Source organism: Collinsella aerofaciens, from assembly GCF_015561195.1.
Lineage (GTDB): Bacteria > Actinomycetota > Coriobacteriia > Coriobacteriales > Coriobacteriaceae > Collinsella > Collinsella aerofaciens_AC.
The window spans coordinates 279,548-304,186 of sequence record NZ_JADMSU010000001.1 but is presented as its reverse complement, the minus strand read 5'-3'; the positions used below and the strand labels follow the sequence as shown (position 1 = coordinate 304,186).

Genomic DNA, 24,639 nt, shown 5'->3' with positions numbered 1-24,639 from the left:
TATGTCCAACAGCGTTCAGCGTATGGCCAAGGCGGGCGAAAATATCAGGAAGCTTGGTTTTTGCATGGCAGCCGTTTTTGCAGGGATGCTCGTCGCTTTTGCCGCGTTGGTTGTTTACGTGATCTGGTATGCGGTTACAAACGTTGCTTCTGTCGATTCTTTCGGTGTCGTGACGCTTCTCAATGGCGGGTGCATCGTTATCCCAAGCGGACTGTGCCTAGCACTCGTCGTGGGCATTTCGCTTGTCGTTTTGTGTGGGATCAGCCGTAATATCTCTCAGGGCGTCTCGCCCTTTACCAAGACGCATGTGCGGCTTATCCGTGTTCTCGCGCTTGCCTTTGCTGTTAACGCCGCGGTTTCGCTTGTTGGTGCCTATGGATCGGTCAATCTCACCATTGGCGGACTGGAGCTTTACATCGTGCCTCATTCCTTCGTTATTGAGATTTGCCAAGGCGCTACCTTTGATGCGGGGTCGTTTATCGGCGCAGTTGTCTGTTTGTTTATCTCGGCGATCTGGAGTTATGCCTCGCTGCTCCAAGAGCAGTCTGACGAGCTTGTGTAGGAGGGAACATGAGCTATCTCATCATCGAGCTTGAGACGCAGCTGCTTAAGACCGGAAAGACCAGCGCTGATCTGATTCGGGCCACGGGGCATACTCCGGCTAATATTTCAAAGCTTAGAAACGGAAAGATAAAAGCTATTCGCCTAAAGACGCTTCTCGATATCTGTGATGAGCTTGATTGTCAACCGGGAGATATTATTCAGCGCGTGAGCGAGAAAGAGCTTGAGGAGCTTATTGTCGAGCGCGCGAAAAATGTCGTGAGACAGATGCGGGATGGCGGAGGCAACGAGGCGTCGCTTCCGACATCAGTCTTCGCTGTCGATTTGAGTGACGAGTAGCTTAAGGCGAACAACTAAAACGAAATATCAGCGTGAAGGGACTCGTGTCTAACACGGGTTCTTTCCTTTAGATTATCTTGACAAATACGAGTTATCGAAAAACAATAACAACTATGGAAAACGATAAAGGAAAGACGGAGCGATATGAGCGGTTTTGCTATCAAGCAGAACGGGAGGCCAATGAACGCATCAGCGATAAAGCTATCAAAAGTATCAAAGCGCTACGGGAAACGGCGTGTTTTGCATGACGTTTCCTTCGAGGTGCATCAGTCTGAGCTCTGTGCCCTGGTCGGTGCAAACGGTGCGGGCAAAAGCACGCTTATTAAAATCGTCCTTGGCATCTGTGAGCCATCGTCGGGAAGCGTGGAGCTCTTTGGAGGCAAGTCAAAAAGAGAGCTGAGCCTGATGCGGACGCGTGTCGGCTATGTACCAGATTCCAGTGGAGCATACCAATCTCTCAGTGCGGTTGAGAATCTTCGGATCCGATGTGCGGAATGGGGGCTCGATGAGAAGCGTGAGATTCCTCGCGTTTTGAGCCTAGTTGGACTGGATGCCGATGAGAAAAAGAGCGTGAGCAGGTTTTCTCTGGGAATGAAACGGCGACTGGATATAGCTACGGCTTTGTTGGGTGACACTGATCTGCTTATTTTTGATGAGCCAGCAAATGGGTTGGACCCGCTGGGCATCGAGAGTATATGGGCCCTTATCGGTCGATTGAATCGAGAACAGGGTAAGACCATGCTCATCTCTAGCCATGATTTGGATGAGTTGGCATCAGTTGCAACAAGTTGCGTGTTTCTTCATGACGGCGAACTGCTGAAAAAGGAATCGATGGACGTCATAAGGGATGAGGCGCCATCCCTAAAAGAGTATTACAGGCGCTTGATGAAGGCGGTCTCGCTATGAAGCGGGCGATCCATCCCATAAAGGCAGATATGATGCGTTTGCACAGGATGTTTCCGGCGAAGTTTGGTCTTGCGCTTATGCTGGCGTTCGGCCTTCTCTTCGGCATCTTTCTAAAAAACGGAACAACGTTGCTCGCCTTTGGCAATAGCGTTTTTGGGGAGGATATTGGCTTCTGCTGGAATGTAATCGATCCTTCTGCACCCGATGAGTCCCTTGTGCGTAGCGCCTTTGCCGGCACCTCTCTGTTCGTTCCGCTCATCGTTTGCCTGGCGATTTTACAGGAGCGCGGCTATGAAGAGGGATGCCGAATTTCTTCAGCAAGAGGTCTTGCCCGCTTTAACGGGGCTCTGGCACATGTACTTTCGTCTGCTTTAATAATCGGCGCAGCATATAGTGCGCTTTGCCTTCTTCTGTTTGCAATCGCGATAACACGTGGAGGGCAAAACTATGCGCATGGCATGCTGGCTGCATTTTTGCCCGCAATGATGATTAACGCCGTATTGGTGATATCGATTGCGCTGGAGACGGTGACCATCTATCGGATTACAGGCAGCGCTGTATTGAGCGGGGCTGCGATAATTATCGGATTTGTCATGAGCTTGACGCTCTACGGAACTTACCTTCAGACGCCCATATCGTCCTTGCGATGGATTTTCCTTCTTCCGGGGCCGTACCTTGGAGTCGGATGTGCCCTTGGGTATAGCGATATGGGGCAGCTGACGCTTCTGGGATATGGCGTGGCAGCGAGCTGTCTATCGGTATTGATTTACGCTCTCGTGAGCTTTCGCGCTGGGGGTGTGCTCAATGGCTCGTCAGATTAAAAGACTTCTCCAGTCAGAATTGAAGCATGTGAGCAAATGGGCGTACGCTTTAATCCTGGTAATTTATGCGTGTATGGTGGTATTGCAGCTTAATTCTTTCCCGATGTGGTTCTGTAGCCTCCGTGAGAACAGTTTCTTGGGCTTTTTCCCAGACCCGACGCTTCGGCTATCGGCAGAGGACGTCCTTCTATTTGGTAATGCAGAGGCTTTTCGCAGTCTGCTGTTCAACGTAGCCCCGTTGGCTCATGCATTGTTCTTTCCGTTTATCGCGGCTTGTATCGTGCCGCGCTTTGTCAGTTCGGACTTTATTGAGGAACCGTGGGGGCTGTCGGAGGCTCGGGGAGGGAAGCGGGCGTGCGCTATCGTTGCTCGAGTGGTGCTGTCTTCTTTTGCCCTTTTGGGCGCGTTTATCCTGTCGAGTGTCGTTTTGTACTGTCTTAACTGCGCGATCGTTTTGGATGCTCAGCAGTATTTCAACCTGCATGTATTTTGCTATCGAGTTGTTCTTGCTGCCGCTGCCTGCCTTGCATACGTGGTATCTTGCGTAATCGTTGTTTCCTATTTTGGGTCCGGCTTCGGTCCGATTGGCATGCTGCTGCTTGTCAATGTTGTAGCGATCTACATACAGCTCGGGGCCAATTCCATGCTTCCGCTTCCGGCCTCGATGCTCATGTGGATTTGCGGTGTGACTCCGTTGGGGATTGGTCAATGCGTTTGGATTTTAATTGACTGCCTAATAAACGTAGCAAGCATTTTTGCCATTTGCTTTGCTGTCGACCGATTGCGGCCGAGATTTCTCTGATTGTTTGTGAGGGATAATCATACCGAGCATATCAAATACAGGGGGGCGGGCACCGTGGCTGGTGTCCGCCCCCCCCCCGGCTTAGGAGGCTTTAACTTGTGTAGCTTGCGAACTAGCGGGCCTGCTTTACCTTTGCCGCTGCCTCGACAAACGACTTCCACAGGTTAAAGTCGGTCTCGAGCGTCTTCCACGTGTACTCAGGGTGCCATTGCACGCCTAGACAGAATGGCTGGCCTTCGACCTCGATGCACTCGGGAACGCCGTCGGTTGCCTTGGCGACCAAACGTGTGCTCTTGCCCAGACGATCGACGCAGCAGTGGTGTGCGGAGTTGGTTTGGATCAGTCTGTGTCCGCCGACCGCGCGGTCGAGCAGCGAGCCCGGCACGACCTCGACGGGATGCACGGGGTCGTTGAGCACGTGGGTATGGCGCCACTGCGTGCGGCCCTCGCGAGCGCCCAGGCTCGGCACGTCCATGCACAGGGTGCCGCCAGTGGCGACATTGAGCAACTGCGTGCCGCGGCAGGTGGTAAAGAGCGGCTTCTTGGCGCGAAGCACCTCGTTGACCAGCTTAAACTCAAAACGGTCGCGGATCTCGCAGCACAGCGTGGGGTCGTAAGGACGCTCGTCGCCCCAGCGCTTGGGATTGACGTCCGGGCCGCCGGGAATGGCGATGCCGTCGGCGATATCCACGTAATGACGAATGACATCAACGTCCTCGGTAATGGACATCTGCAGCGGCAAGCCACCGGCGGCAAGAATGGCGTCGACAAAGACGCTCGCGATCTCCTCGTTGGGGGAGAGCGTCTCGCTTAAAAAGGGTTTCGAGTCTTCCCAGCGCGGTGCTACCAGGATAAGCGGGCGGTCGGCGGGATTGACGTCGACGTGTGGGGTGAAGGATGATGAGGTTCGGGTTCCGATCATGGGCGTGGCTTTCGAATCCGGGTGGACATGGCGTAGGGGCGGCGCGGGATAAACTGCTCCTGATGAATTTGCCCCGTGTGGCAATTGGGTTAGTGGCCCTTGATGGAGTTGAGGAAGTCCTGGGCGCGCTTGGTCTGGGGATGGTCGAAGAACTCGTCGGGCGTGCCGGTTTCCACGATCTGGCCGTCGGCCATAAAGACGACGCGGTCGGCTACGCGGCGGGCAAAGTTCATCTCGTGCGTGATGACGATCATCGTCATGCCCTGCTGCGCCAGACGGACCATGACCTCGAGCACCTCGTTGATCATCTCGGGGTCAAGGGCGCTTGTGGGCTCGTCAAAGAGCATGGCCTTGGGCTGCATGGCAAGCGAGCGAGCGATGGCCACGCGCTGCTGCTGGCCACCCGAGAGCTGTGCGGGCACCTTATCGGCCTGCTCGGCAACGCCCACGCGGCCCAGCAGGTCCATGGCGCGCTCACGGGCCTCGTCCTTGGAGACGCCCAGCACATCGACCGGTCCCAGCATGACGTTCTGCAGCACCGTCATGTGCGCGAACAGGTTGAACTGCTGAAACACCATGCCCAGCTCGGCGCGCATGCGGGCAAGATCCTTGCCTTCCTGCGGCAGCGGCTGACCCTCGATGAGGATCTCGCCCGAGTCGATGGTCTCCAGACGATTGATGGTGCGGCACATGGTCGACTTACCCGAGCCCGAGGGGCCGATCACCACGACGACCTCGCCGCGGTCGACCGAGAGATTGATGTCGTTGAGAACGTGCAGGTCGCCATAGTGCTTATCGACGTGCTTGAGCTCGATCAGCGGCTGATTGCCGGTGGTAGAGGTGCTCTGTGCCATGGTGCTCGGCTCCTTATGACTCGAAATGGTAAAGCGTTAGCGGATGATGGTCGCGCCGGTCTTGTGCGAAACGTAGACAGCAGCCTTGTTGATTGCGACGTTGATGAGGATATAGATGACCGCGATTACCAAGTAGACCGACACGAGAGCGTCGTAGTTGGTAATGAGCACGCGGGCGTTTTGCATGAGGTCGGGGTAGCTCACCACATAGGCGACGGTGGTGTCTTTGACTACGACCACGAGCTGCGAAATCAACGACGGGATGATAAATCGAATAGCCTGCGGCAACACGATTTTAAAGGTGATTTTAGCTTTGGAGAGACCGAGTGCCTGGGCCGCCTCGACCTGCCCGCGCGGTACGGCGTTGACGCCGGCGCGGAAAATCTCGGCAAGTACACCGGCGGCAGCGAGCGCGACGGGAAGCGTGAGCATCCAAAACGACGGCAGCGCGATCTTGTACTGGGGCAGTACCAAAAAGAAGAAGTAGATGAACAGCAGGCTCGGCACGCCGCGGAAGAAATCGGTGAGCACGCGGCAGGCCAGCTGCAGCGGCTTAATGTCGCTGGTGCGGCCGAGCATAAGGGCTAAGCCCAGCACCAGCGCGATGGCGCCAGCGGTGAGTGCGACTTTAACGGTGCCCTCAAAGCCGGCAAGTAGGAACTTCCAGGTGGTGAGGTGCGTAAAGAAATACCAGTAGTGGACCGAAAGCTGGCCGGTCACATAAAAGCGCTGCAGCACCAGGGCGACGAGCGCGGCCACGGCGACGAGTGAGATGGCGGTGCCGATGCGAATCTTGGCGCGCATCTTGGGGCCGGGAGCCTCGTAGAGTGCATCGCGCATGGTGAGTGCAGGGGAGGAATGCTTGCTCATCGGAGGATCCTCACCTTCTTATCGATGTGGTTGCCAATGTGGCTCACCACAAAGGCTGTGCCCAGGTAGCCGAGCGCCGAGATAAAGAACGCGGCGACGCCACCGAGCGAGCGCGTGTTGATATAGCTCACCACGCCGGTGAGCTCCTGCGGTTTAAGCGGCACCTGGCTGCCGAGTGCGGTGGTGAGCATGACGGCGATAAAGAGGTTGGTCATGGGCAACACGCTCGAGCGCAGCGCCTGCGGAATCACGATCTTAGCGAGGATACGGTTAAAGCTCATGCCGAGCGAACGGGCGGCTTCGACCTGACCGACGCCGACGGTGTTGATGCCGCTCATAAAGTTTTCGGAGCCAAAGGCCGAGCCCAAAAGGACCGTGGCGACGATAACGCAGGTGCGGTAGGGCAGGACGACCTTGAGCGGCGGCAGCGCGTAGACGACGATGATAAGCAGCGCGATGCCAGGGATGTTACGGAAGACCTGGACATACAGGTCGCCAAAGACGCGCAGCGGCTTGAGCGGCGACACGCGCATCACGGTGACGGCGACGGCCAGCACCATGGCGATGACAAACGACTCAAGCGTCATGCCCCAGGTTGCTAGCAGCGCGTCGATATAGTTCTGGCCATAGAGCGACCAGAGTTCGGAGAGACTCATGCGGACCTCCCGCCGATAAGGAAAGGGGCTCCCGTGTGTACGGAAGCCCCGACAACTCAGTGAGGAAACAGTTTACCGCAATAAAGCGCATCATGCGTTTCCGTATGGTTTCGTTGCGGCCGTTACCAGGCTCGCTGCCTAGGCGCCGATCTCGGGCAGCTCGGGAACGTTGGTGTCGCCCGTGCGGTCGCCGATGCAGATCTGCCACAGCTCGGTCCAGGTGCCATCGTCCTCGATCTTCTTAAGGAAGTCGTTGACAAAGGCGACGCCGTCGGAATCGAGCGGCAGGCCGATGCCATAGGGCTCCTTGCTGCCGAAGGGCTTGCCGGCGATCTTGTACTTACCGGGCTCGCGGACCAGGGCGCTCTGCTGCATGTTGTTATCGATGATGTAGGCGTCAACGCGGCCCTGCTGGAGTGCCTGACGAGCCTCCTCGTCGGTCTTGAACTCCTGCTGGCTGGCCTTGGGAGCGAACTCCTCCAGGATGGCGGGGCCGTTGGAGCCGGACTGGACGGCGACGTTCTTGTCGGCCAGGTCGTCGACGCTCTTGATGTCGTCGTTATCGGCGAGTACCAGGATGGCCTGCTGGGTGTAGTAGTAGGGACCGGCAAAGGAGACGAGCTTCTTGCGCTCATCGGTAATGGTGTAGGTGGCGAAGACGGCGTCGACCTGGCCGTTCTGCAGGACGGACTCACGCGTGTCCGAGGTTACCTGGGTGATCTCGACCTTGTTCTCGCCCAGAATGTAGTTGGACAGGAGCTGTGCGATACCGGCGTCGAAGCCGCGGGTCTGACCGTCTTTCTCGTTGAGGAGGGAGAAGAGCGTGGAGGTCTGAACGCCACCGATCTTAAAGACGCCGGCGTCCTTGACGGCCGTGGCCCAGGTGCTGGCGGCGATGGCGTCGTCATCGGCCTTGGGGCCGTTGTCGACGAGCTTGTCGAATGCCTTGGCATCGAGTGTGGTGGAAGCCTCGGTATCACTGGAGCTCTTGGAAGAGCCGGCGGCGGAACCCTTGTCGGCCTCGGCGCTGGTGTCGGAGCAGCCGGCAAGACCAAGGCCGGCGACGGTTGCGAAAGTGGCGGCAACGAAGCCGCGACGGTCGAGAACGACCTGCTGGGAGAGGTTCTTGCTCATGGTAGAACACCTTTCTCAATAAAATCCCTAGCGGTTGAGTAGAGTTATACCCTATCGCGCTCAAATGGGTCAACACGAAATAACTCAGAAACATACTTACCTTATGGGTTATTCTAGCTACCAAAAAGGGACAGGTTTATTTTGGCAGGTTTTATCTGGGCAAACGTCGATTATTGCAGCTGAGATAGCGCTTTGCGGACGGCGTGGTCGCCCGCAGCGGTCGCTATAATGGCGGCAGCGAAAACCACCACAAAGGTGCCTGTCCCCTTTGTGGTGGTTTTCTTTAGCGCTGTTTGAGTAGCCTTACGGCTTCGGCGGCCATGTTCTCGACCGTCATGCCGTTCTGAGCGAGCAGCTCGTTGGGGTCGTAGCGGTCGGGGAAGCCCTTGGCGATGCCGAAGGTGCGCGTGCGCACGGGCGTGCAGGCCAGGTAGCACGCCACGCGCTCGCCCCAGCCGCCGTCCAAGATGCCGTCCTCGAGGGTGACGACGACGCGATGCTCGGCGGCAAGGCTGTCGAGGAACTCGCGGTCGAGCTCGGTTGCGAAGCGCGGGTTGACGAGCGTGGCTTCGATACCGTACTCGGCGGCCAAGCGGTTTGCCACACGCTCGCCTAGCTCAAAGAAATCGCCGAGCGCGAGCACGGCAACGTCGCGGCCCTGGCGCACCACGTTGTAGCGAACGGCGCTGTAGTCGGTGTCCTCGGCGGGCGCCAAATCGGGGCGGCTAACCAGGCCAATGCCCGGTACGCGGATCGCCACGGGATGCTCGCGGTGGTCGAGCGACCAGCTCAGCATGGACAGGTATTCCTCCATGCAGGCCGGCGCCAAGTAGCGCATGTTGGGAAGAGCGCCCAGCATGGAAATATCAAAGAACGAGAGGTGCGTCTCGGACGTGGTGCCAAAGATCGACGCGCCAAACACCAAGATGGTTGCGGGGGCATCGTTGAGGCACAGGTCGTGCCACAGCTCGTCGTAGGCGCGCTGCAAAAACGTGCCGTACACACCAAAGACTGGCTTGGCGCCCGAGCGCGCAAGCGCGGTGGCAAAGGTCACAGCGTGCTCCTCGGCAATGCCCACGTCGACAAACTGCTTGCCGGCCGCAGCGCGAAGCTCGGGTGTAAAGCCCATGATGTAGGGCGTGGCGGCCGTGATGCCCACGACCTGCGAATCGCGCTCGATGGCGGCGCTGAGCGCCTCGCCCGTAATATCGGCATAGGTGCGCGGTGCGGGCTCGCTCGGATGGCCCGGGCAGAGCTTGCGCCCAGTCGCCATGTCAAACGGACCCACGTGGTGCCAGCGTTCCGGGTCGCTCTGGGCCGGCTCAAAGCCCTTGCCCTTGGCGGTGGAGACGTGCAGCACGATGGGGTGATCGATATTGCGCAGTTCCTGCAACGCGTCGACGAGGGCCAACACATCGTTACCGGCGTCCAGATAGCGGTAGTCGAGCCCCATCGCGCGGAAGACGTTGCGCTCACAGGCACCGTTGCTGGCGCGCAGCTCGGCCAGATTGCGATACAGGCCGCCATGGTTCTCGGCAATGGACTGGTCGTTATCGTTGACGATGATGACCAGGTTGCTATCGAGCTCGGCGGCATTGTTAAAGCCCTCAAACGCCAGGCCGCCCGAAAGCGAGCCGTCGCCAATGATGGTGATGACGTTATACGTGTCGCCCGCCAGGTCACGCGCGTGGGCAAGGCCGCAGCCCAGGCTCACCGACGTGGAGGTATGGCCCATGGCGAACAGGTCGTGCTCGGACTCATCGGGATTGGCAAAGCCAGAAGCCTCACCATAACGCTCCGGGTCGATATAGGTGTACGCGCGCCCGGTCAGCGCCTTGTGGGCGTAGGTCTGGTGCGACACGTCAAAGACAATCTTGTCGGTGGGGGAGTTAAACACGCGATGGAGCGCGACCGTGAGCTCAACGACGCCCAGGTTGGGGGCAACGTGTCCGCCGACAGCGGCGGAGCTTTCGAGGATGGCGTGGCGAATCTCGTCGCAGAGCTGCGGGAGCTCGGCGCGATTAAGAGCCTTGACGTCCTCGGGCGTTGTCGTTTGCGTAAGCAGCATCGTTGTGGGTTACTCCATGCGAATCGAGCGCCGGCGCTCCCTCGGCCGGCACAATTGCACAAGACAGTCTCGCACATTTTGGCGTTTGATATGTGACGGCGGCGCGGTAATTCGCCAACTGGCGGGGCAAAACGTTTTGTCCGATGCCATACTAGTAAATTCGATGATGATTTTATTTAATGCGTGCAGTCCGTGGTTTGCCGCCGTGAGCCGCTGGAAGGAGGCAGCATGTCCAGTGCCGTTCGTGCCGAGAAAATCGCGCGCGAGGTCGACGATGCCGCCCGCCAGCTGGCCCAGGCAGGTCGCTTGGACCTGACGCACGAGTTTATCCAGCATGGTGACGTGACGGTCTATGCACATGTGACTTCGGTAGCGCGGGCGAGCCTGTCCTTTGCCGAGCGCTTGGGCCGTGTCGGTGTTTCGGTCGACCGCGCCTCGTTGCTGCGCGGGGCCCTGCTGCACGATTACTTTCTCTATGACTGGCACGATCCCGACCCAAGCCATCGGCTGCATGGCTTTTGCCACCCGTTTTTTGCCCTGGCGCGAGCCGAAGAGGATTTTGAGCTGACGTCTCGTGAGCGGAATATTATCGTGCGCCATATGTTTCCGCTGGTGCCGGTGCCGCCGACGTGTCGTGAGGCATGGATTGTATGCCTGGCGGATAAATGGTGTGCTCTGCGCGAGACGATCGCCGGCCGTCTGCCGCGCAAGGACGAGGCAGACGATGGCGTGAGCAGCGAATCGAGTGAAAAGAGGAGAGGGTAGACGGTGGAAACCGCGATCGACATGGCATTTGACGGCGCGACGCTTGCCGCCTGTCCGCTCTCTGCGCTGGTGCTCTCGTTTGCCTTCTACGGGTTTTGCGGCTGGGCATGGGAATCGACAGTCTGCGCCATGCTCAACCACGGGCGATTTGCCAACAGCGGCTTTTTGCTGGGACCGTGCTGCCCCATCTATGGCGCGGGCGGCATTGCCTGCTGGCTGCTGTTGCGCGGAATTCCTGACGCGTCGAGCCAGTTTGTCGCGGCAGCGCTCGTATGCAGCGTGATTGAGTACAGCGTGGGCGTGCTGCTGGAAAAAACAACAGGCGCTCGCTTTTGGGACTATTCGCACCTGCCGTTTAACCTGCACGGACGCATCTGTCTGTACTGGGCATGCGCGTTTGGCCTGGGCGCGTTGTGCATTTGCCGTTTAGTGGAGCCGGCATTGCTGGGGCTGCTTGGCCATCTGCCGGTGCTGATTGTGCGGCTGTCCGCCTTTATCGTCGCGGTTGCGATGATGGTCGACGCGGCGTGCTCGTTGGCGAGCTGGCGGCGTCTGTCCGATCAGCTGGAGCGTGTGCGCGCCGACCTTGCCGACCGCATCAATGAGTCGCTCGCCGATGCGTCCGACTCCATGCTCGAACGTATTCCCGATTCGGCGATCGACTCGGTGGCACAGACGCATATCCGCAGCCGTGCCGTTAACGCGTGGCTGGCGGAGCTGGGCGATGCGACGCTCGATGCCCTGCGCGAGAAGGCTTCGATGCCGACGTTTATTTCGGATGGTGCTCGCGGCCTGGCGCTCGCTGCCCGCCGCGTGGCCGATGCCGCGCCGAGCATGCCGCGTCCGTCGCTCAGTCGTCGCCTTGCCGGTAAGCGCATGAGCCGTCCGGTGCCGAGCGTGTCACTCAGTCGTCGTGACCTGCGCTTTTTCAATGCCTTCCCGCGTCTGCGCATCAATCGCTACGAAGGTGTCATTCGAGCAACTAATCTCCGCGACCGCGCCCACGAGCTGTTTCGGCGCTAGCCGGGATGGGCGCGCTCACGGCTCCCTTGCTCGCGTATTTCCCGTTCGTTTCGCGCCCGTTGCCGCGCCGTTTCCAAGATTGCGGCACCGTTTCCATTCGACAACGCAGCGTTTAACAACGCCGTATCTGGTCTACATCAGTTGCCCCTCGGCCGCATTATGGGCGCCAACAACGTTCATGCGATCAAGGGGGAGCGAATGTACGATACGGGATCGACAACGTTTATGCTCATCTGCACCATGCTCGTGTTTTTAATGACACCGGGTCTGGCGTTTTTCTATGGCGGCCTGTCCAGGCGCAAAAATGTCATCAACACCATGCTCATGTGCTTTGGCGCCATTGGTCTGGTTGGTGTTCTGTGGATTGTCGCCGGCTGGTCGCTGGCCTACGGTGGCGACGGTTCCAGCCCGTTTATTGGAGGCCTTGACCAGCTGCTGTGCCTGCCGGTGCTCAATCAGGTGCTGCAGGCGGTTGAGGGCACCGCGTCGGACGGTGCCGTCTACCCGGAGATCATCAACATTGCCTTTCAGATGGCGTTTGCCATGATCACCGCTGCTATCGTCACGGGCAGCCTGGCCGGCCGCGTTAAGTTTGGTGCCATGACGGCCTTCCTGGGCATTTGGCTGCTTGTGGTCTATGCGCCGCTTGCCCACATGGTGTGGGGCGGCGAGGGCTCCTTTATCGGCGACATCATCGGTGCACTCGACTTTGCCGGCGGCGACGTGGTGCACATTTCGTCCGGTCTTACCGGCCTGATCCTCTGCTTAATGCTTGGCCGTCGTCGCGGTTTTGGCATGGTGAGCTACCGTCCGCATAACGTGCCGTTTGTGGCGTTGGGCGCCGGGCTGCTTTGGTTTGGCTGGTTTGGCTTTAACGGCGGCAGCGAGTTTAAGGCCGACGCCGTGGCCGCGCTTGCCATCCTCAACACCGTGACGGCCAGCGCGGCGGGCATGGTCTCGTGGCTTGCCGTCGAGCGCGTGCACACCGGTCGCCCCACGCTGGTGGGCGCCAGCACCGGTCTGGTTGCGGGCCTTGTGGTGGTCACGCCCGGCGCGGGCTTTGTCGAGCCGTGGGCAGCGCTGGTTATGGGCCTGATCGTGTCGCCCGTCTGCTACTTGGCCATCAGCCATCTTAAGACCAAGTTCGGCTACGACGATGCGCTCGACGCGTTCGGTTGCCACGGTATCGGCGGCATCTTGGGCGGCGTGCTCACGGGCCTGTTCTGTGTGCCGGAGCTCTCGTGGACCGGTAAGGGTGGTCTGTTCTACACGGGCGACGTGTCGCTGCTCATCTCGCAGATTTTGGGCATTGTGGTGACGGTTGCTATTGTGCTGGTGCTCGATTTGGTGATCGCCGCAGTGGTCAAGGCGCTGCTCCACGGCAGCCTGCGCGTGGACGAGGCCGACGAGGCGCTGGGCTTGGATGCGAGTCAGCACGGCGAGAGCGCGTATCCCTCCTTCTCGGGACTTGACTAGCGGCACGGCTTCCCAGACACCCGACCTTGCCCCTCAAACCGTCGCTTGCGTACCGAAGTACGCGGCGCTCCTCTTTCGGGGCAATCTCGGGCACCTGGAAAACCCGTGCCATGTGAAGAACAATCAATTTCTTTTATTAAAGAGAGGAATTCACTATGAAGAAGATTACGGCGATTGTTCGCGCCGAGAAGCTTGAGGTTCTTAAAGATGCGCTGTTTGCTGCCGATGTTCGCGGTATGACTATCAACCAGGTGCAGGGCTGCGGCGCACAGCATGGCTGGAAGGAATACGTGCGCGGCAATGAGTTGCTTGTCAACACGATCCCTAAGGTACAGTTCACGCTCATTTGTGCCGATGAGCATGTTGACGGCATTGTCGACATCATCTGCAACGCCGCCCGCACCGGTGCCGTCGGTGACGGCAAGATTTGGGTCGAGCCGGTCGAGGAAGTCATCCGCATCCGTACCGGCGAGCACGGTCCCGCCGCGGTATAGAATCGACCGCCTACCATCCGCAACGTTAAAATGCTGCAATGAGGCACAAGACTTGCGTTGCGGATGGACGGATTATGGGTCGTAATAAATATCCCGAGGAGACTGTCGCGAAGATTCTCGACGCGGCGCTGGAGCTATTCTGCGTACAGGGTTATGAGGGAACGAGCATTCAAGATATCGTCGACCGCCTCGATGGCATGACCAAGGGCGCTGTCTATCATCACTTTAAGAGCAAAGAGGAGATTTTCAACGCCGCATTTGATCGGGCAATGGCTCCGATTGTTGAGCAACGTCGCTCAACGCTTGGTATCGGCAATATGACCGGAGCCCAAAAGCTCAAGCGACTGTACGCGCCCGAGTCTGTCGTTCCGCAAATTGAGCTATGGGCACGCATGCATCCTGCGGCAGATCCGGTAAAAAGCTCGCGTCTACTGGCGATGCAGTACCAGGGCTCGTTCGACGAGTCGGCCGATGGCTGTCTCTTGCCAGTGATCGAGGAGGGCATCGCCGACGGCTCCATTGCGTGCAAATGCCCGCGCGAAGCGGCTGAGGCCGTATCGTTGTTGGCGAATCTTTGGCTGCTGCCGCTGTTCCGTCCGCTCGAGACCAAAGATCGAATGCTCGCTCGCGCGCAATGTTTGGCGCAGATGGCGGCCGCGGTGGGGCTCGATTTGGGTAATGAAGTGCTTCAGACAACGGCTCAGATTTGGGACGTATGGAACCGTGCTGGGTGGTAATATAGATACTGACGGTATGTAATTGATTTGTAAGGGTAGCCACGGCTGCCCTTTTCAAGTCATTAAATACATACTAACGGTATGTATAGGGGTGGGCTTATGGCTGGAATGCGGAGGAGTAGCGTCTCGTTGACGCAAAAAACAGTACGATCTATCAGACTTTTTGGCCTTCTTGTTGCGCAGCTGTGCACGTATTCGATGCTGTCGGCGCTGTGCTTTGCGTATCCGCTTTACTTGTTCGATTGCAGCGGCTCGTCAACGTTATATGGCGCTGTCGCGGCGATAGCGTTCATACCAGGTGTGCTCGCGACTCCGGTTGGCGGGATCTTGGCGGATCGGGGAAGACAGCGCGGGGTTCTTGTGGTACTCGGCATTGTTCTGATGGCTGCATCACTGCTGTTTATCCCCATGAAGTGTTCGCTGCCTCTTGCGGTTGTCGTGGCAGCAATGCTTTGTGTCCAATATGGCATCCAATCGCTGCTGAAGCCGATGCTTCAAATTGAGACGGTGCGCATGACGGGCCCAGAAAAGGTTGAGCATGCCACTGCGTTGGTCTCGCAGATAACCATGGCGAGCAATATCTTGGGGCCTGTAGTCGGGACGGCAGTCTATGGGTGCTTTGGTATCGATGCTCTATGCGAAACCGCGGCGTTGACGTTTGCGATGTCAGCCCTACTGTTCGGGGGCGCACTCAAGCAAAATGCCTCATCTGGAATGACAGGGGACAGCACGACTTGCTCGACATGCCGAAGCGATTTTCGGGAGTCGATTCGGTACCTGTTTCAAAACGCATCATTGCTCGTTGTGTTTTTGCTTGCGGCTATTTTGAACCTTGCGTTAGTTGGGTTAACGATTGGTACTCCCGTTATTGTTGCAAAGCATCTCGGAATGCAATCATCCTTTGTTGGGATTATTGAGGTGGCTATGGGCTTAGGTGGTCTTGTCGGCAGTGGTTTGGTCGGTATTTGGCCGCATCGTTTTTCCTTCAAGGGCATATGTCGATATGTTGCGATGATCTGTTTTGGAGTCGTGCCGATTATTGTCACGCTACTGAGCGGTCCTGATGAATTAGCGTTTGCCGCGCTTGCGGCCGGCTCGGCATGGGTCATGGCGTGGGCAAGCATTACATCGGTCGAAATCGTTTCATTTGTTCAGCGGTCAGCGCCAAAGGAACTCTGCGGAAAAGTGCTGGCACTCGTTTATATGACGCTTTCCTGTGCAACGCCTATTGGCCAATTGGTTTACGGGCTCGCATATGATCGATGGACACCGGCGATTGTATTCGCAGGCATGTTGGCGGTGCTGACGTTGACGACGGCGCTGTTTTATCGGCTGAAAAGTCGCTTGTGGCAATTGTCTTAAGGCGTAGGGGCACCGTGAATTTGTGGAGGCGGTGGTACGCCGCGCCGGGACGGCATTGTTTAGGCATGCCTCTCCTTCGTCTACAATATCGTGCAGACGAAGGAGAGGCATGCCCATGATCAAGATGTTTGCGAGTGACTTAGACGGAACGCTGTTGAATGCCCTGCACGAGGCAGACGGGACCATTCGCCGTGCCATTCGCGAGCTGACCGAAGCTGGCCTGCATGTGGTTCCCGCGACCGGACGCTCGACGCTGCCGATCGGCGAGCATGGCTTTACGGGCCTGGCGCTTGACGCCTGCTGCTCCAATGGATCCATCGTGCGCGACAGTCATGGCGAGGTGCTCAAAACCTGGACCATTGACCCGCAGATCACCGAGGAACTGCTCAAGGAGTTTCCGGATATTTGCTTTGATTGCTCCACGCCCGATGGCATGTTCTCGAGCGGCTCGTTCGAGATGCATCAGGCGGGCTTTAAAAAGGACAGCCCTATCAAGCGTATCGTGATGCGTGGCATGCGTGCACGTGGCGGGTATCACGAGGAGCAATATTTCGACCAGTCGATCGGTGACATCCTGCGCCACGATGTGTGCAAGATCAACTGCCGCGTGACCTCGCCCGAGCTGGAGCGTGACCTTAAAGCATATTTGGCCGAGCGATCGGACCGCGTGGTCAACGCGCCGTTCGATCCGGTGATGTTCGAGATTACGGACGCGGCGTGCAACAAGGGCGAGAGCGTGGCCTGGCTGGCGGGCTACTACGGTATTGCCGAGGATGAGGTCGCGGTCTACGGCGACGGCGGCAACGATATCGCCATGCTCAATCGTTTTCGTCACAGCTACGCGACCAAAAACGCAAGCGATGCAGCCAAGGCCGCCGCGAGCGCGACTATCGGCAGTTGCATGGTCCACGCCGTTCCCAAACACATGCTCGCCACCATGCACAAGCAAAACTCCCGCACCGTCATCGAATAATGTGACAAAGGGACAGCCCCTCTGTCACATGGGAGATGCCGGCTTTTGGCGTATAGGACTGTCTCGCTTTCGCCACCAACAAATTTCGAGTTATTCGGCCTGTCGGAGGTCGTTAAATGGCTAAAGATGCCCTCTCGGGAACATTCATACCTCTAATGGTGTTTGATTCGGTGTCGTAAGTGCGCAAATGGGCATGTATGCGCTCAAATAAGGACAAAAACCCTCAGATAATCCCGGCGGTGCATTTATACAGAACTAGCAGCGTGGCCGAATAACTCGAAAAATGTAGGTGGCAGTTCGGCGACAAGCTCGGGTACGGCAAAGGAACTGTTCCTTCGCCGTACCCGAGCTCCGATCTTCTGAAATACGAACAAACATTCGCATATCTAACTGCGCTTTGATAGAATTGATACTGTTGGCGGCAGTTCCATGTGCCGGGCAACGCCCTCCATCTGATGGGAGGTGATGCCCATGACCGATTTGATTGATTTCGTGAGACTTCTGACCGCTTTGGTCTCGTTCTTCACGGCGCTTGTCGGCCTTTCCGAGGCACTCAAGCAGCGTTCGAAGCGCAACAGAAGGGGTCGCCGCCGCTAAGGCGTTGACCCCCTAATGCAAACAACGGCGCTGCCCAGCTTTGCAGAACTTGGGCTGCCGTCGACATTATTCTACCCACGAATGACATTTTGGACAATCGGTAATGCCGCTCCAAAAGCCAGGTGGGTTGTGACAAAGGGACTGTCCCTTTGTCACATCCAAATATATTGCCTTTACGTGTTGATGCACACGGTGTGCAATAATACTCGCACTGTGCAATAGCGCACAGGTTGAGTAACAAGGAGGACGCTTGTCCCAGCTCGAGAAATGCGATCGCCGGTCCCTTCGCTCGCAGCGTGCCCTTCGCCAGGCACTTGCCAGCGAGCTTGCCGAAAGCGGCGACCTTTCGCGCATTAATGTCGCGTCGCTCACCGAGCGCGCCGGCCTTACGCGCCGCACGTTCTATTCGCACTACCGCGATATTCCCGACTTTATCAATCAAATCGAGGATGGCTTGCTGGCCGAGATCCGTGAGCGCATTGAGCTCATCACCGCAGCTCAGCTGCCCGACCTCTATCACAACATCGATGAGCTCGAGCCGGCGCCCGGTTCGGTTGAGCTGCTGCGTTATCTTGCGGCCAACCGCGACTTAATCGGTGCGCTGCTGGGTCCGGGCGGCGACCAGGCCTTCATTAAAAGGATCATCGACACCGCTCGTGAGGCCGTGGTGCCGCGTGCGCAGACGGGCATTTTGGGCCTGGCGCTGGGCACGTTCTTTGACTACTACGTCACCTACGTCGTGAGCGCCGAGGTCGGCATGATTCAGCGCTGGTTTGAGCGTGGGCTCACCGAATCGCCCGAGGCCATGGCGCGCATTATGACGGTGCTCGCTTTTGTGCGCCCTGGTGACCTGTATGGCCAACCCATCGATATCAACGTGCCGGAATACGGCATGAAGCTATTGAACCTGCAGCTCGAGGACGCGGCCGACACCGCCGCAACCGTCGAGTCCAACAACTAAGAGGAGAGACAATGAGCAAACTCGTCGAGGGCATTAAGGACCGTATGGTCGCTGCCGCGCGTGAGGCTGCGCCCGCCGTGGTGGATGCCGCGCAGAAGGCCGCGACCGCAGCTGCCGAGAAAGTTGCCGAGGCAGTTGCCGATGCCAAGAACGCGGCAGGGGAGACGTCCGTCGCTAGCGAGCCCGCCACCGCCACCGAGCCCGTAGCCGCCGGCCAGGCCCCCGAAGGCGCGATCTTCAACCCCGAGAACGCCCGCGGCAACCTGCACCTGGGCATCGACGTGGGCTCCACCACCGTTAAACTTGCCGTCCTCAACGACGACAACCAGATCGTCTACGCCAAGTACCAGCGCCACCACACCGACGTCCGCGCCTGCGCCCGCGACCTGTTCGAGGGCGCTGCGACCGTGCTGCCGACGGCCCAGATGACCTGCGCCATTACCGGCTCGGGCGGCCTGCTGCTGTCCCAGTGGCTCGACCTGGAGTTTGTCCAGGAGGTCATCGCCAGCAAGCGCGCTGTCGAGACCCTCATCCCGGCCACCGATGTCGCCATCGAGCTGGGCGGCGAGGACGCCAAGATCATCTACTTCGACAACGGCATCGAGCAGCGCATGAACGGCACCTGTGCCGGCGGTACGGGCGCGTTCATCGACCAGATGGCAACCCTGCTGCACACCGACGCCAGCGGCCTTAACGAACTCGCGGCCAACGCCACCACCATCTATCCCATCGCCAGCCGCTGCGGCGTTTTTGCCAAGACCGACGTCCAGCCGCTGCTCAACGAGGGCGCCCGCCCCGAGGACGTGGCGGCCTCCATCTTCCAAGCCGTCGTGACCCAGACCATCTCGGGTCTGGCGTGCGGCCGTCCCATTCGCGGCAACGTCGCCTTCCTGGGCGGCCCGCTGCAGTATCTCTCTGAGCTGCGCCACCGCTTCTACCTCACGCTCAACCTGGACGAAGAGCACCGCATTGTGCCCCAAAACGCTCACCTGTTTGTGGCGAGCGGCGCCGCCATGGCGCACGAGTCCAACAAGCTCAGCACGTTCCCGCAGCTCATCGAGGCCATCGACAGCTTGGGCGACACGCAGGGTGCCGAGGTCGAGCGCCTGGACCCGCTCTTTGCCACCGATGAGGATTTTGCCGAGTTCAAAACCCGCCACGACCAAGAAGTCGTCCCCAAGGGCAAGCTCGACGGCTACACCGGCCGCGTGTTCATCGGCATCGACGCCGGCTCCACCACCATGAAGGCCGCGCTCGTGGGCGAGGACGGCCAGCTGCTGCACACCTGGTACGGCAACAACAACGGTGACATCTTGGGCACGGCCAAGGTCATCATGGCCGATTTCTACAACCACATCCCAGCCGGTTGCACCATCGGCCACGTGACCACCACGGGCTACGGCGAGGCGCTGCTCATCGAGGCCCTTAAGGCCGATTCCGGCGAGATCGAGACCGTTGCGCACCTGCGTGGCGCCAAGGCATTCCTGCCCGGCGTCGAGTTCATCCTGGACATTGGCGGCCAGGACATGAAGTGCCTGCGCGTCAAGGACGGCGTCATCGAGCACATCATGCTCAACGAGGCCTGCTCGTCGGGTTGCGGTAGCTTTATCGAGAGCTTTGCCGTCTCTATGAACATGGACGTGCGCGCGTTTGCCGATGCCGCCATCCATGCCAAGGCCCCGGTCGACCTGGGCAGTCGCTGCACGGTCTTTATGAACTCGCGCGTCAAGCAGGCGCAAAAGGAAGGCGCTACGGTGGGCGACATCGCGGCCGGCCTGTCCTATTCCGTCATCAAGAATGCCCTGTTCAAGGTCATTAAGCTGCGCGATCCCAAGGAGATTGGCAGCCAGGTGATCGTCCAGGGCGGCACCTTTATGTCCGATGCCACGCTGCGCGCGTTTGAGCAGCTCACGGGCGTTCATGCCGTGCGCCCCGACATCGCCGGCTGCATGGGCGCCTACGGTGCGGCCCTGCTCGCCCGCGATCGCGCCGGCGCCGACGGCACCTCGACCATCCTCTCGGCCGAGGACATCGCGCACCTCACCGTGACGCAAAAGCATGTCCGCTGCGGCCGTTGCTCTAACAACTGCCAGCTTACCGTCAACGACTTTGGCGGCGGCAGGCGCTTCATTACCGGCAACCGCTGCGAGAAGGGCGCCGGCCACAAAAAGCAGAAGACCGAGGCCCCCAACCTCTTCAAAAAGAAAAACGAGTTACTGTTTAACCGCGAGGTGCTGAGCCCCGACGAGGCCCCGCGTGGCACCGTCGGCATCCCGCGCGCGCTCAACATGTACGAGAACTACCCCTTCTGGCACGCGTTCTTTACGCGCCTGGGCTTTAGCGTGCAGCTGTCCGACCAGTCGAGCAAAAAGACCTACCAAGCGGGCATCGAGTCCATGCCGTCCGAGAGCGTGTGCTATCCGGCCAAGATGAGCCACGGCCACGTGATGAACCTCATCGATCGTGATGTCGACTTTATCTGGATGCCGTGCGTGCGCTGGGAGCGCAAGGAGGACCCGACTGCTGGTAATTGCTATAACTGCCCCATCGTCATGAGCTACCCCACGGCGTTGGCGCTCAACATTGACGAGATCCGCGAGCAGAACATCGAGTTCCTGTACCCGTTTGTGCCCTATCACGACAAGACCGAGCTCAAGCGCCGTCTGTACCAGGTGCTCGCCGTCGACCGCGTGGCCGATGCGCAAGCCGGTCGCGGTCGCGTGCGTGGACCCAAGATCACGCGCTCCGAGGTCGATGCCGCCGTCAACGCTGCCTTTGAGGCCGACGCGCGCTTCCACGAGGATATCCAGACCATGGGCGAGGAAGCTCTTAAGTGGGTCGAGGACCACGGCGGCCACGGCATCGTACTCGCCGGCCGCCCCTACCATAACGACCCCGAGATCAACCACGCCCTGCCCGAGCTTATCTCGAGCTTTGGCTTTGCGGTCTTTACCGAGGATTCGCTTGCGCACCTGGTGAAGCCCGAGCGTCCCATCCGCGTCGTCGACCAGTGGATGTACCATAGCCGCCTGTACGCCGTCGCCCGTTTTGTGACGATGCGCAACGACCTGGACCTGATCCAGCTCAATTCCTTCGGCTGCGGTCTCGATGCCCTGACTACCGATCAGGTGCAGGAAATCCTGGAGGCCAGCGGCAAGATCTACACCGTGCTCAAGATTGACGAGGTGTCCAATCTGGGCGCCGCGCGCATCCGTATTCGCTCGCTCATGGCGGCGCTCAAGGACCAGGAGGCCGAGCGCCTGGCAGAGGCCACGGCCGCGGGCGAGGCCTACGAGCAGGGCGATGCTGCGCCGGTGGCGCCCTCCACGGACGCCCCCGCGTTCGCGAGCCGCAAGTACACGTTCGAAGCGCAGCGTGAGAGCGCTTCGACCGCATGGCCCAAGGTGCCCTTTACCGAGCAGATGCGCGAGGAGGGCTACACCATCCTGTGCCCGCAGATGGCGCCGATCCACTTCGACCTGGTCAAAGAGGTGTTCCGCGGCGCCGGCTACAACTTGGAGCTGCTGCCCTCGACCGATCACGACGCCGTCGAGGCTGGTCTGCGCTATGTGAACAATGACATTTGCTACCCGTCGATTCTGGTAACGGGCCAGATTATGGAGGCCATCGAGAGCGGCCGGTACGACCTGTCCAAGACGGCCGTGGTTATCAGCCAGACCGGCGGCGGCTGCCGTGCCACCAACTACATCGCACTCATCCGCAAGGCCCTGCGCGAGAGCGGCCACCCCGAGATCCCGGTGATCTCGCTTTCGGCCGTGGCGCTCGGTGAGGACAACCCCGGCTTTAAGATTACGCCGGCACTGCTTAAGCAGGCAGTCTACGCAGTGCTCTTTGGTGACGTCATGATGCAGATGCTCTATCGTTGCCGCCCGTACGAGGCCACGCCCGGTGCCGCCAACGCACTCTACGAGGAGTACATGGCGCGCGCCCGCAAGCTGGCGCCTAAGTTCAACAGGCACAACTACACCAAGTTGTGCCGCGAGGCCATCCGCGCGTTCGACACCATGCCGCTTGTGGGCGAGGGTACCAAGCCGCGCGTGGGCGTGGTTGGCGAGATCCTGGTCAAGTTCCATCCCACGGCCAACAACCACGTGGTCGATGTCATTGAGCGCGAGGGCTGCGAGGCCGTGGTACCGGGCCTGCTCGACTTCTTCCTGTACTCCATGAGCAACGCCGAGCTTCAAAAAGACGAGCTGGGAAGCTCTGCCACGGCGCGCGCTAGCATGCAGGCGCTCATTAAGCTGGTGGACTGGATGCGCACGCCGGTGGAGGAGATGCTCGAAAAGTCCCGCCGCTTCGAGGCGCCCGAGCGCATTGGCACCATGGCGGACAAGGCTCGTACGGTGCTTTCGGTGTGCAACAACATGGGCGAAGGCTGGCTGCTCACGGCCGAGATGCTCGACCTGATCGACCACGGTGCGCCCAACATCATCTGCACGCAGCCCTTCGCGTGCCTGCCCAACCACGTAGTGGGTAAGGCCGTGATCAAGGAGCTGCGCCGCCAGCATCCCGAGAGCAACATCGTCGCGGTGGACTACGACCCCGGCGCGTCCGAGGTCAACCAGCTCAACCGCATTAAGCTCATGATCAGCGTGGCCAAGGAAAACATGCGCGCCGGCAAGGGCTTTAAGCTCGAGAAGGTGGCGCCGCTCGCGATGGACGAGGTCACCGGCCAGATGCGTGCCCACGATGGCTGCGTGAGCTGCGGCTCGGTCGACGAGAGTGCCGTGGCGTCGGTCGCTGAGCGCCTGGGACGCGGCATTAAGAAGTAACTGGCCTGCTTTGGGCTAGATATGAGACAAACGGGTGGTAGCCGTACCGGCTACCGCCCGTTTTTGCTGGACATGGAACCCTGAGATAATGAACAGGTGTTGCCGCTCGCCGCAAATTATCGTCCGTTTATAGAACCAGCCCCCGGCTCGTAGCCTCCATACGGTTGAATAAATACACATCTATGGAATTACGCAAGAGAGGACTGTTTCCATGAGCTACAAGACCGTTTGCGTTGCCGGTGGCGGCGTGTTGGGAAGCCAGATTGCCTTTCAGGCTGCTTACTGCGGCTTTGATGTAACGATTTGGCTGCGCAGCGAGGGCAGCATCGGCCGCACCCAGCCCAAGATCGATCATGTGCGCGAGGAGTACATCGCGGCAATCGAGGGCATGGCGGATGGCACGGGCGAGTGGTGCGCCGGTATCGCCGATAGCGGCCAACCCTTCGACAAGGAGGCGGCACTCGCCGCCGTTGAGCGTGCCTACTCCACACTCAAGCTGGAGCTCGATCTTGCCAAGGCCGTGGCTGACGCCGACCTAGTCATTGAGTCTATGGCCGAGGACACCCAGGCAAAGATCGACTTCTACAAGAAGCTCGCCCCGGTCCTCCCGCAAAAGGCCGTCGTCGTGACCAACTCCTCCACGTTGCTGCCGAGCACCTTTGCCAAGTACACCGGCCGCCCCGAGAAGTACCTGTCGTTGCACTTTGCCAATTCCATCTGGAAGAACAACATGACCGAGGTCATGGCGCAGGACCAAACCGACAAGCGCTACTTCGGCGAGCTCGTCGACTTCGCCAACGACATTCGCATGCTGGCGCTTCCCGTCAACAAGGAAAAGAACGGCTACCTGCTCAACTCTATGCTGGTGCCATGGCTGCTTTCGGGCCTGGACCTGTACGTTTCGGGCGTCAGCGACCCTAAGAGCATCGACCTCGCATGGACGCGCGGCACCGGCGCTCCCAAGGGCCCGTTCCGCGTATTCGACACGGTGGGCATCCAGACGGCCTGCAACATCGTTATGCAGTATCAGAAGGTCCCGGGCCTGGTGAGCCCACTGCTCAAAAAGATGATGATGCCCTACAACTTTAAGGCTATGGCATCCGTCCTCAAGCAGATGCTCGACGAAGGTAAGCTGGGCGAAAGCTCGGGCGAGGGCTTCTTCAAGTACTAAAAATGATCTCTTGGGGGTGGAAGCGGTGGGGATCTACGGTAGTATGCGACAAAATCTGAATTGATTGGGCAAGAGCTGTAGCGCGCGTTGACGTTTGACCAATGGAGCGCAAAAATGCACCGTTCGCCGATACCCCTCTCGCGAGTGGTTGCCATATGGTTTGATGTTGGAAACATATGACTGCCGCCGGGCTGCGGGTGACGTTTGCTCTGATATCGGAGGTGCCAAGTATGTTTCGCGCTCCGTTAAACAAGTATCGGGCTGGTTAATATGGGCCGCCGTACTATCTCGATAACCCTTGCAGTGGTTTGCCTAGCTGTACTCCTGGGCGCTACGGGGCAGTTCGCTATAAGT

At 59.1% G+C, this 24,639-nt stretch carries 22 protein-coding genes; 16 read left to right on the top strand and 6 right to left on the bottom strand.

Annotated features, from left to right (window positions below; translation table 11 throughout):
* The first annotated feature begins 22 nt into the window (after positions 1-22).
* From I2H81_RS01365 to I2H81_RS01345, 5 genes are all read left to right on the top strand, one after another.
* Positions 23-562: a hypothetical protein gene (locus I2H81_RS01365; protein WP_195644247.1), complete on the top strand. Its 540-nt coding sequence runs from the start codon at positions 23-25 to the stop codon at positions 560-562.
* Positions 563-570: 8 nt separating this feature from the next.
* A complete protein-coding gene (locus tag I2H81_RS01360) occupies positions 571-900 on the top strand; it encodes a helix-turn-helix domain-containing protein (RefSeq protein ID WP_089572320.1) in 330 nt (109 codons plus the stop codon).
* A 144-nt stretch (positions 901-1,044) separates the two neighbouring features.
* Complete coding sequence (locus I2H81_RS01355) at positions 1,045-1,806, top strand: ABC transporter ATP-binding protein (RefSeq protein ID WP_195644246.1); 762 nt, start codon at positions 1,045-1,047, stop codon at positions 1,804-1,806.
* Positions 1,803-2,627, top strand: coding sequence for a hypothetical protein (locus I2H81_RS01350; protein WP_195644245.1), 825 nt, complete (start codon positions 1,803-1,805; stop codon positions 2,625-2,627). The genes I2H81_RS01355 and I2H81_RS01350 overlap by 4 nt, the downstream gene beginning before the upstream one ends.
* A complete protein-coding gene (locus I2H81_RS01345; RefSeq protein ID WP_195644244.1) occupies positions 2,611-3,429 on the top strand; it encodes a hypothetical protein in 819 nt (272 codons plus the stop codon). Before I2H81_RS01350 ends, I2H81_RS01345 begins: the two co-directional genes overlap by 17 nt.
* 112 nt (positions 3,430-3,541) lie before the next feature.
* Here the strand turns inward: I2H81_RS01345 and I2H81_RS01340 are convergent, their stop codons facing one another.
* The 6 genes from I2H81_RS01340 to I2H81_RS01315 form a co-directional block, all read right to left on the bottom strand.
* On the bottom strand, positions 3,542-4,351 hold the full coding sequence (locus I2H81_RS01340) for a gamma-glutamyl-gamma-aminobutyrate hydrolase family protein (protein WP_195644243.1): 810 nt from the start codon (positions 4,349-4,351) through the stop codon (positions 3,542-3,544).
* A gap of 89 nt (positions 4,352-4,440) precedes the next feature.
* Positions 4,441-5,205, bottom strand: a complete 765-nt coding sequence (locus tag I2H81_RS01335; RefSeq protein ID WP_195644242.1) for an amino acid ABC transporter ATP-binding protein — start codon at positions 5,203-5,205, stop codon at positions 4,441-4,443.
* Positions 5,206-5,241: 36 nt separating this feature from the next.
* The gene (locus I2H81_RS01330) at positions 5,242-6,075 is read right to left on the bottom strand and encodes an amino acid ABC transporter permease (protein WP_195644241.1); all 834 of its coding nucleotides are present in this window, start codon (positions 6,073-6,075) and stop codon (positions 5,242-5,244) included.
* Complete coding sequence (locus I2H81_RS01325; protein ID WP_195644240.1) at positions 6,072-6,731, bottom strand: amino acid ABC transporter permease; 660 nt, start codon at positions 6,729-6,731, stop codon at positions 6,072-6,074. The genes I2H81_RS01330 and I2H81_RS01325 overlap by 4 nt, the downstream gene beginning before the upstream one ends.
* 138 nt (positions 6,732-6,869) lie before the next feature.
* A complete protein-coding gene (locus tag I2H81_RS01320; RefSeq protein ID WP_195644239.1) occupies positions 6,870-7,865 on the bottom strand; it encodes a glutamate ABC transporter substrate-binding protein in 996 nt (331 codons plus the stop codon).
* 283 nt (positions 7,866-8,148) lie between these two features.
* Entirely contained in the window at positions 8,149-9,933 is a 1,785-nt protein-coding gene (locus tag I2H81_RS01315; protein WP_195644238.1) for a 1-deoxy-D-xylulose-5-phosphate synthase, read from the bottom strand.
* A gap of 228 nt (positions 9,934-10,161) precedes the next feature.
* Between I2H81_RS01315 and I2H81_RS01310 the strand changes: the two genes are divergently transcribed.
* The 11 genes from I2H81_RS01310 (at position 10,162) to I2H81_RS01265 (ending at position 24,285) form a co-directional block, all read left to right on the top strand.
* On the top strand, positions 10,162-10,698 hold the full coding sequence (locus I2H81_RS01310; protein WP_195644237.1) for an HD domain-containing protein: 537 nt from the start codon (positions 10,162-10,164) through the stop codon (positions 10,696-10,698).
* Positions 10,699-10,701: 3 nt separating this feature from the next.
* Entirely contained in the window at positions 10,702-11,721 is a 1,020-nt protein-coding gene (locus I2H81_RS01305; protein ID WP_271817470.1) for a putative ABC transporter permease, read from the top strand.
* Between the two features lie 198 nt (positions 11,722-11,919).
* Positions 11,920-13,197: an ammonium transporter gene (locus I2H81_RS01300; RefSeq protein WP_195644236.1), complete on the top strand. Its 1,278-nt coding sequence runs from the start codon at positions 11,920-11,922 to the stop codon at positions 13,195-13,197.
* A gap of 155 nt (positions 13,198-13,352) precedes the next feature.
* Entirely contained in the window at positions 13,353-13,691 is a 339-nt protein-coding gene (locus tag I2H81_RS01295) for a P-II family nitrogen regulator (protein WP_117629936.1), read from the top strand.
* Between the two features lie 74 nt (positions 13,692-13,765).
* Positions 13,766-14,428, top strand: coding sequence for a TetR/AcrR family transcriptional regulator (locus tag I2H81_RS01290; protein ID WP_195644235.1), 663 nt, complete (start codon positions 13,766-13,768; stop codon positions 14,426-14,428).
* 99 nt (positions 14,429-14,527) lie between these two features.
* Positions 14,528-15,790: an MFS transporter gene (locus I2H81_RS01285; protein ID WP_195644234.1), complete on the top strand. Its 1,263-nt coding sequence runs from the start codon at positions 14,528-14,530 to the stop codon at positions 15,788-15,790.
* 115 nt (positions 15,791-15,905) lie between these two features.
* Positions 15,906-16,763, top strand: a complete 858-nt coding sequence (locus tag I2H81_RS01280) for an HAD-IIB family hydrolase (protein ID WP_195644233.1) — start codon at positions 15,906-15,908, stop codon at positions 16,761-16,763.
* Positions 16,764-17,234: 471 nt separating this feature from the next.
* Positions 17,235-17,360, top strand: a complete 126-nt coding sequence (locus I2H81_RS10480; RefSeq protein WP_022094649.1) for a hypothetical protein — start codon at positions 17,235-17,237, stop codon at positions 17,358-17,360.
* A 250-nt stretch (positions 17,361-17,610) separates the two neighbouring features.
* Positions 17,611-18,321 carry a TetR/AcrR family transcriptional regulator gene (locus tag I2H81_RS01275; protein ID WP_040358972.1) on the top strand — a complete coding sequence of 237 codons (711 nt, stop codon included), beginning with the start codon at positions 17,611-17,613 and terminating at the stop codon, positions 18,319-18,321.
* A gap of 11 nt (positions 18,322-18,332) precedes the next feature.
* Entirely contained in the window at positions 18,333-23,114 is a 4,782-nt protein-coding gene (locus I2H81_RS01270; protein ID WP_195644232.1) for a 2-hydroxyacyl-CoA dehydratase, read from the top strand.
* Positions 23,115-23,325: 211 nt separating this feature from the next.
* The gene (locus I2H81_RS01265; protein ID WP_195644231.1) at positions 23,326-24,285 is read left to right on the top strand and encodes a 3-hydroxyacyl-CoA dehydrogenase; all 960 of its coding nucleotides are present in this window, start codon (positions 23,326-23,328) and stop codon (positions 24,283-24,285) included.
* Positions 24,286-24,639 lie beyond the last annotated feature (354 nt).

Coding starts and splice junctions, on each gene's coding strand:
- I2H81_RS01365 (WP_195644247.1), top strand. CDS start 23: ATGGCCAAGGCGGGCGAAAATATCAGGAAGCTTGGTTTTTGCATGGCA.
- I2H81_RS01360 (WP_089572320.1), top strand. CDS start 571: ATGAGCTATCTCATCATCGAGCTTGAGACGCAGCTGCTTAAGACCGGA.
- I2H81_RS01355 (WP_195644246.1), top strand. CDS start 1,045: ATGAGCGGTTTTGCTATCAAGCAGAACGGGAGGCCAATGAACGCATCA.
- I2H81_RS01350 (WP_195644245.1), top strand. CDS start 1,803: ATGAAGCGGGCGATCCATCCCATAAAGGCAGATATGATGCGTTTGCAC.
- I2H81_RS01345 (WP_195644244.1), top strand. CDS start 2,611: ATGGCTCGTCAGATTAAAAGACTTCTCCAGTCAGAATTGAAGCATGTG.
- I2H81_RS01340 (WP_195644243.1), bottom strand. CDS start 4,351: ATGATCGGAACCCGAACCTCATCATCCTTCACCCCACACGTCGACGTC.
- I2H81_RS01335 (WP_195644242.1), bottom strand. CDS start 5,205: ATGGCACAGAGCACCTCTACCACCGGCAATCAGCCGCTGATCGAGCTC.
- I2H81_RS01330 (WP_195644241.1), bottom strand. CDS start 6,075: ATGAGCAAGCATTCCTCCCCTGCACTCACCATGCGCGATGCACTCTAC.
- I2H81_RS01325 (WP_195644240.1), bottom strand. CDS start 6,731: ATGAGTCTCTCCGAACTCTGGTCGCTCTATGGCCAGAACTATATCGAC.
- I2H81_RS01320 (WP_195644239.1), bottom strand. CDS start 7,865: ATGAGCAAGAACCTCTCCCAGCAGGTCGTTCTCGACCGTCGCGGCTTC.
- I2H81_RS01315 (WP_195644238.1), bottom strand. CDS start 9,933: ATGCTGCTTACGCAAACGACAACGCCCGAGGACGTCAAGGCTCTTAAT.
- I2H81_RS01310 (WP_195644237.1), top strand. CDS start 10,162: ATGTCCAGTGCCGTTCGTGCCGAGAAAATCGCGCGCGAGGTCGACGAT.
- I2H81_RS01300 (WP_195644236.1), top strand. CDS start 11,920: ATGTACGATACGGGATCGACAACGTTTATGCTCATCTGCACCATGCTC.
- I2H81_RS01295 (WP_117629936.1), top strand. CDS start 13,353: ATGAAGAAGATTACGGCGATTGTTCGCGCCGAGAAGCTTGAGGTTCTT.
- I2H81_RS01290 (WP_195644235.1), top strand. CDS start 13,766: ATGGGTCGTAATAAATATCCCGAGGAGACTGTCGCGAAGATTCTCGAC.
- I2H81_RS01285 (WP_195644234.1), top strand. CDS start 14,528: ATGGCTGGAATGCGGAGGAGTAGCGTCTCGTTGACGCAAAAAACAGTA.
- I2H81_RS01280 (WP_195644233.1), top strand. CDS start 15,906: ATGATCAAGATGTTTGCGAGTGACTTAGACGGAACGCTGTTGAATGCC.
- I2H81_RS10480 (WP_022094649.1), top strand. CDS start 17,235: ATGACCGATTTGATTGATTTCGTGAGACTTCTGACCGCTTTGGTCTCG.
- I2H81_RS01270 (WP_195644232.1), top strand. CDS start 18,333: ATGAGCAAACTCGTCGAGGGCATTAAGGACCGTATGGTCGCTGCCGCG.
- I2H81_RS01265 (WP_195644231.1), top strand. CDS start 23,326: ATGAGCTACAAGACCGTTTGCGTTGCCGGTGGCGGCGTGTTGGGAAGC.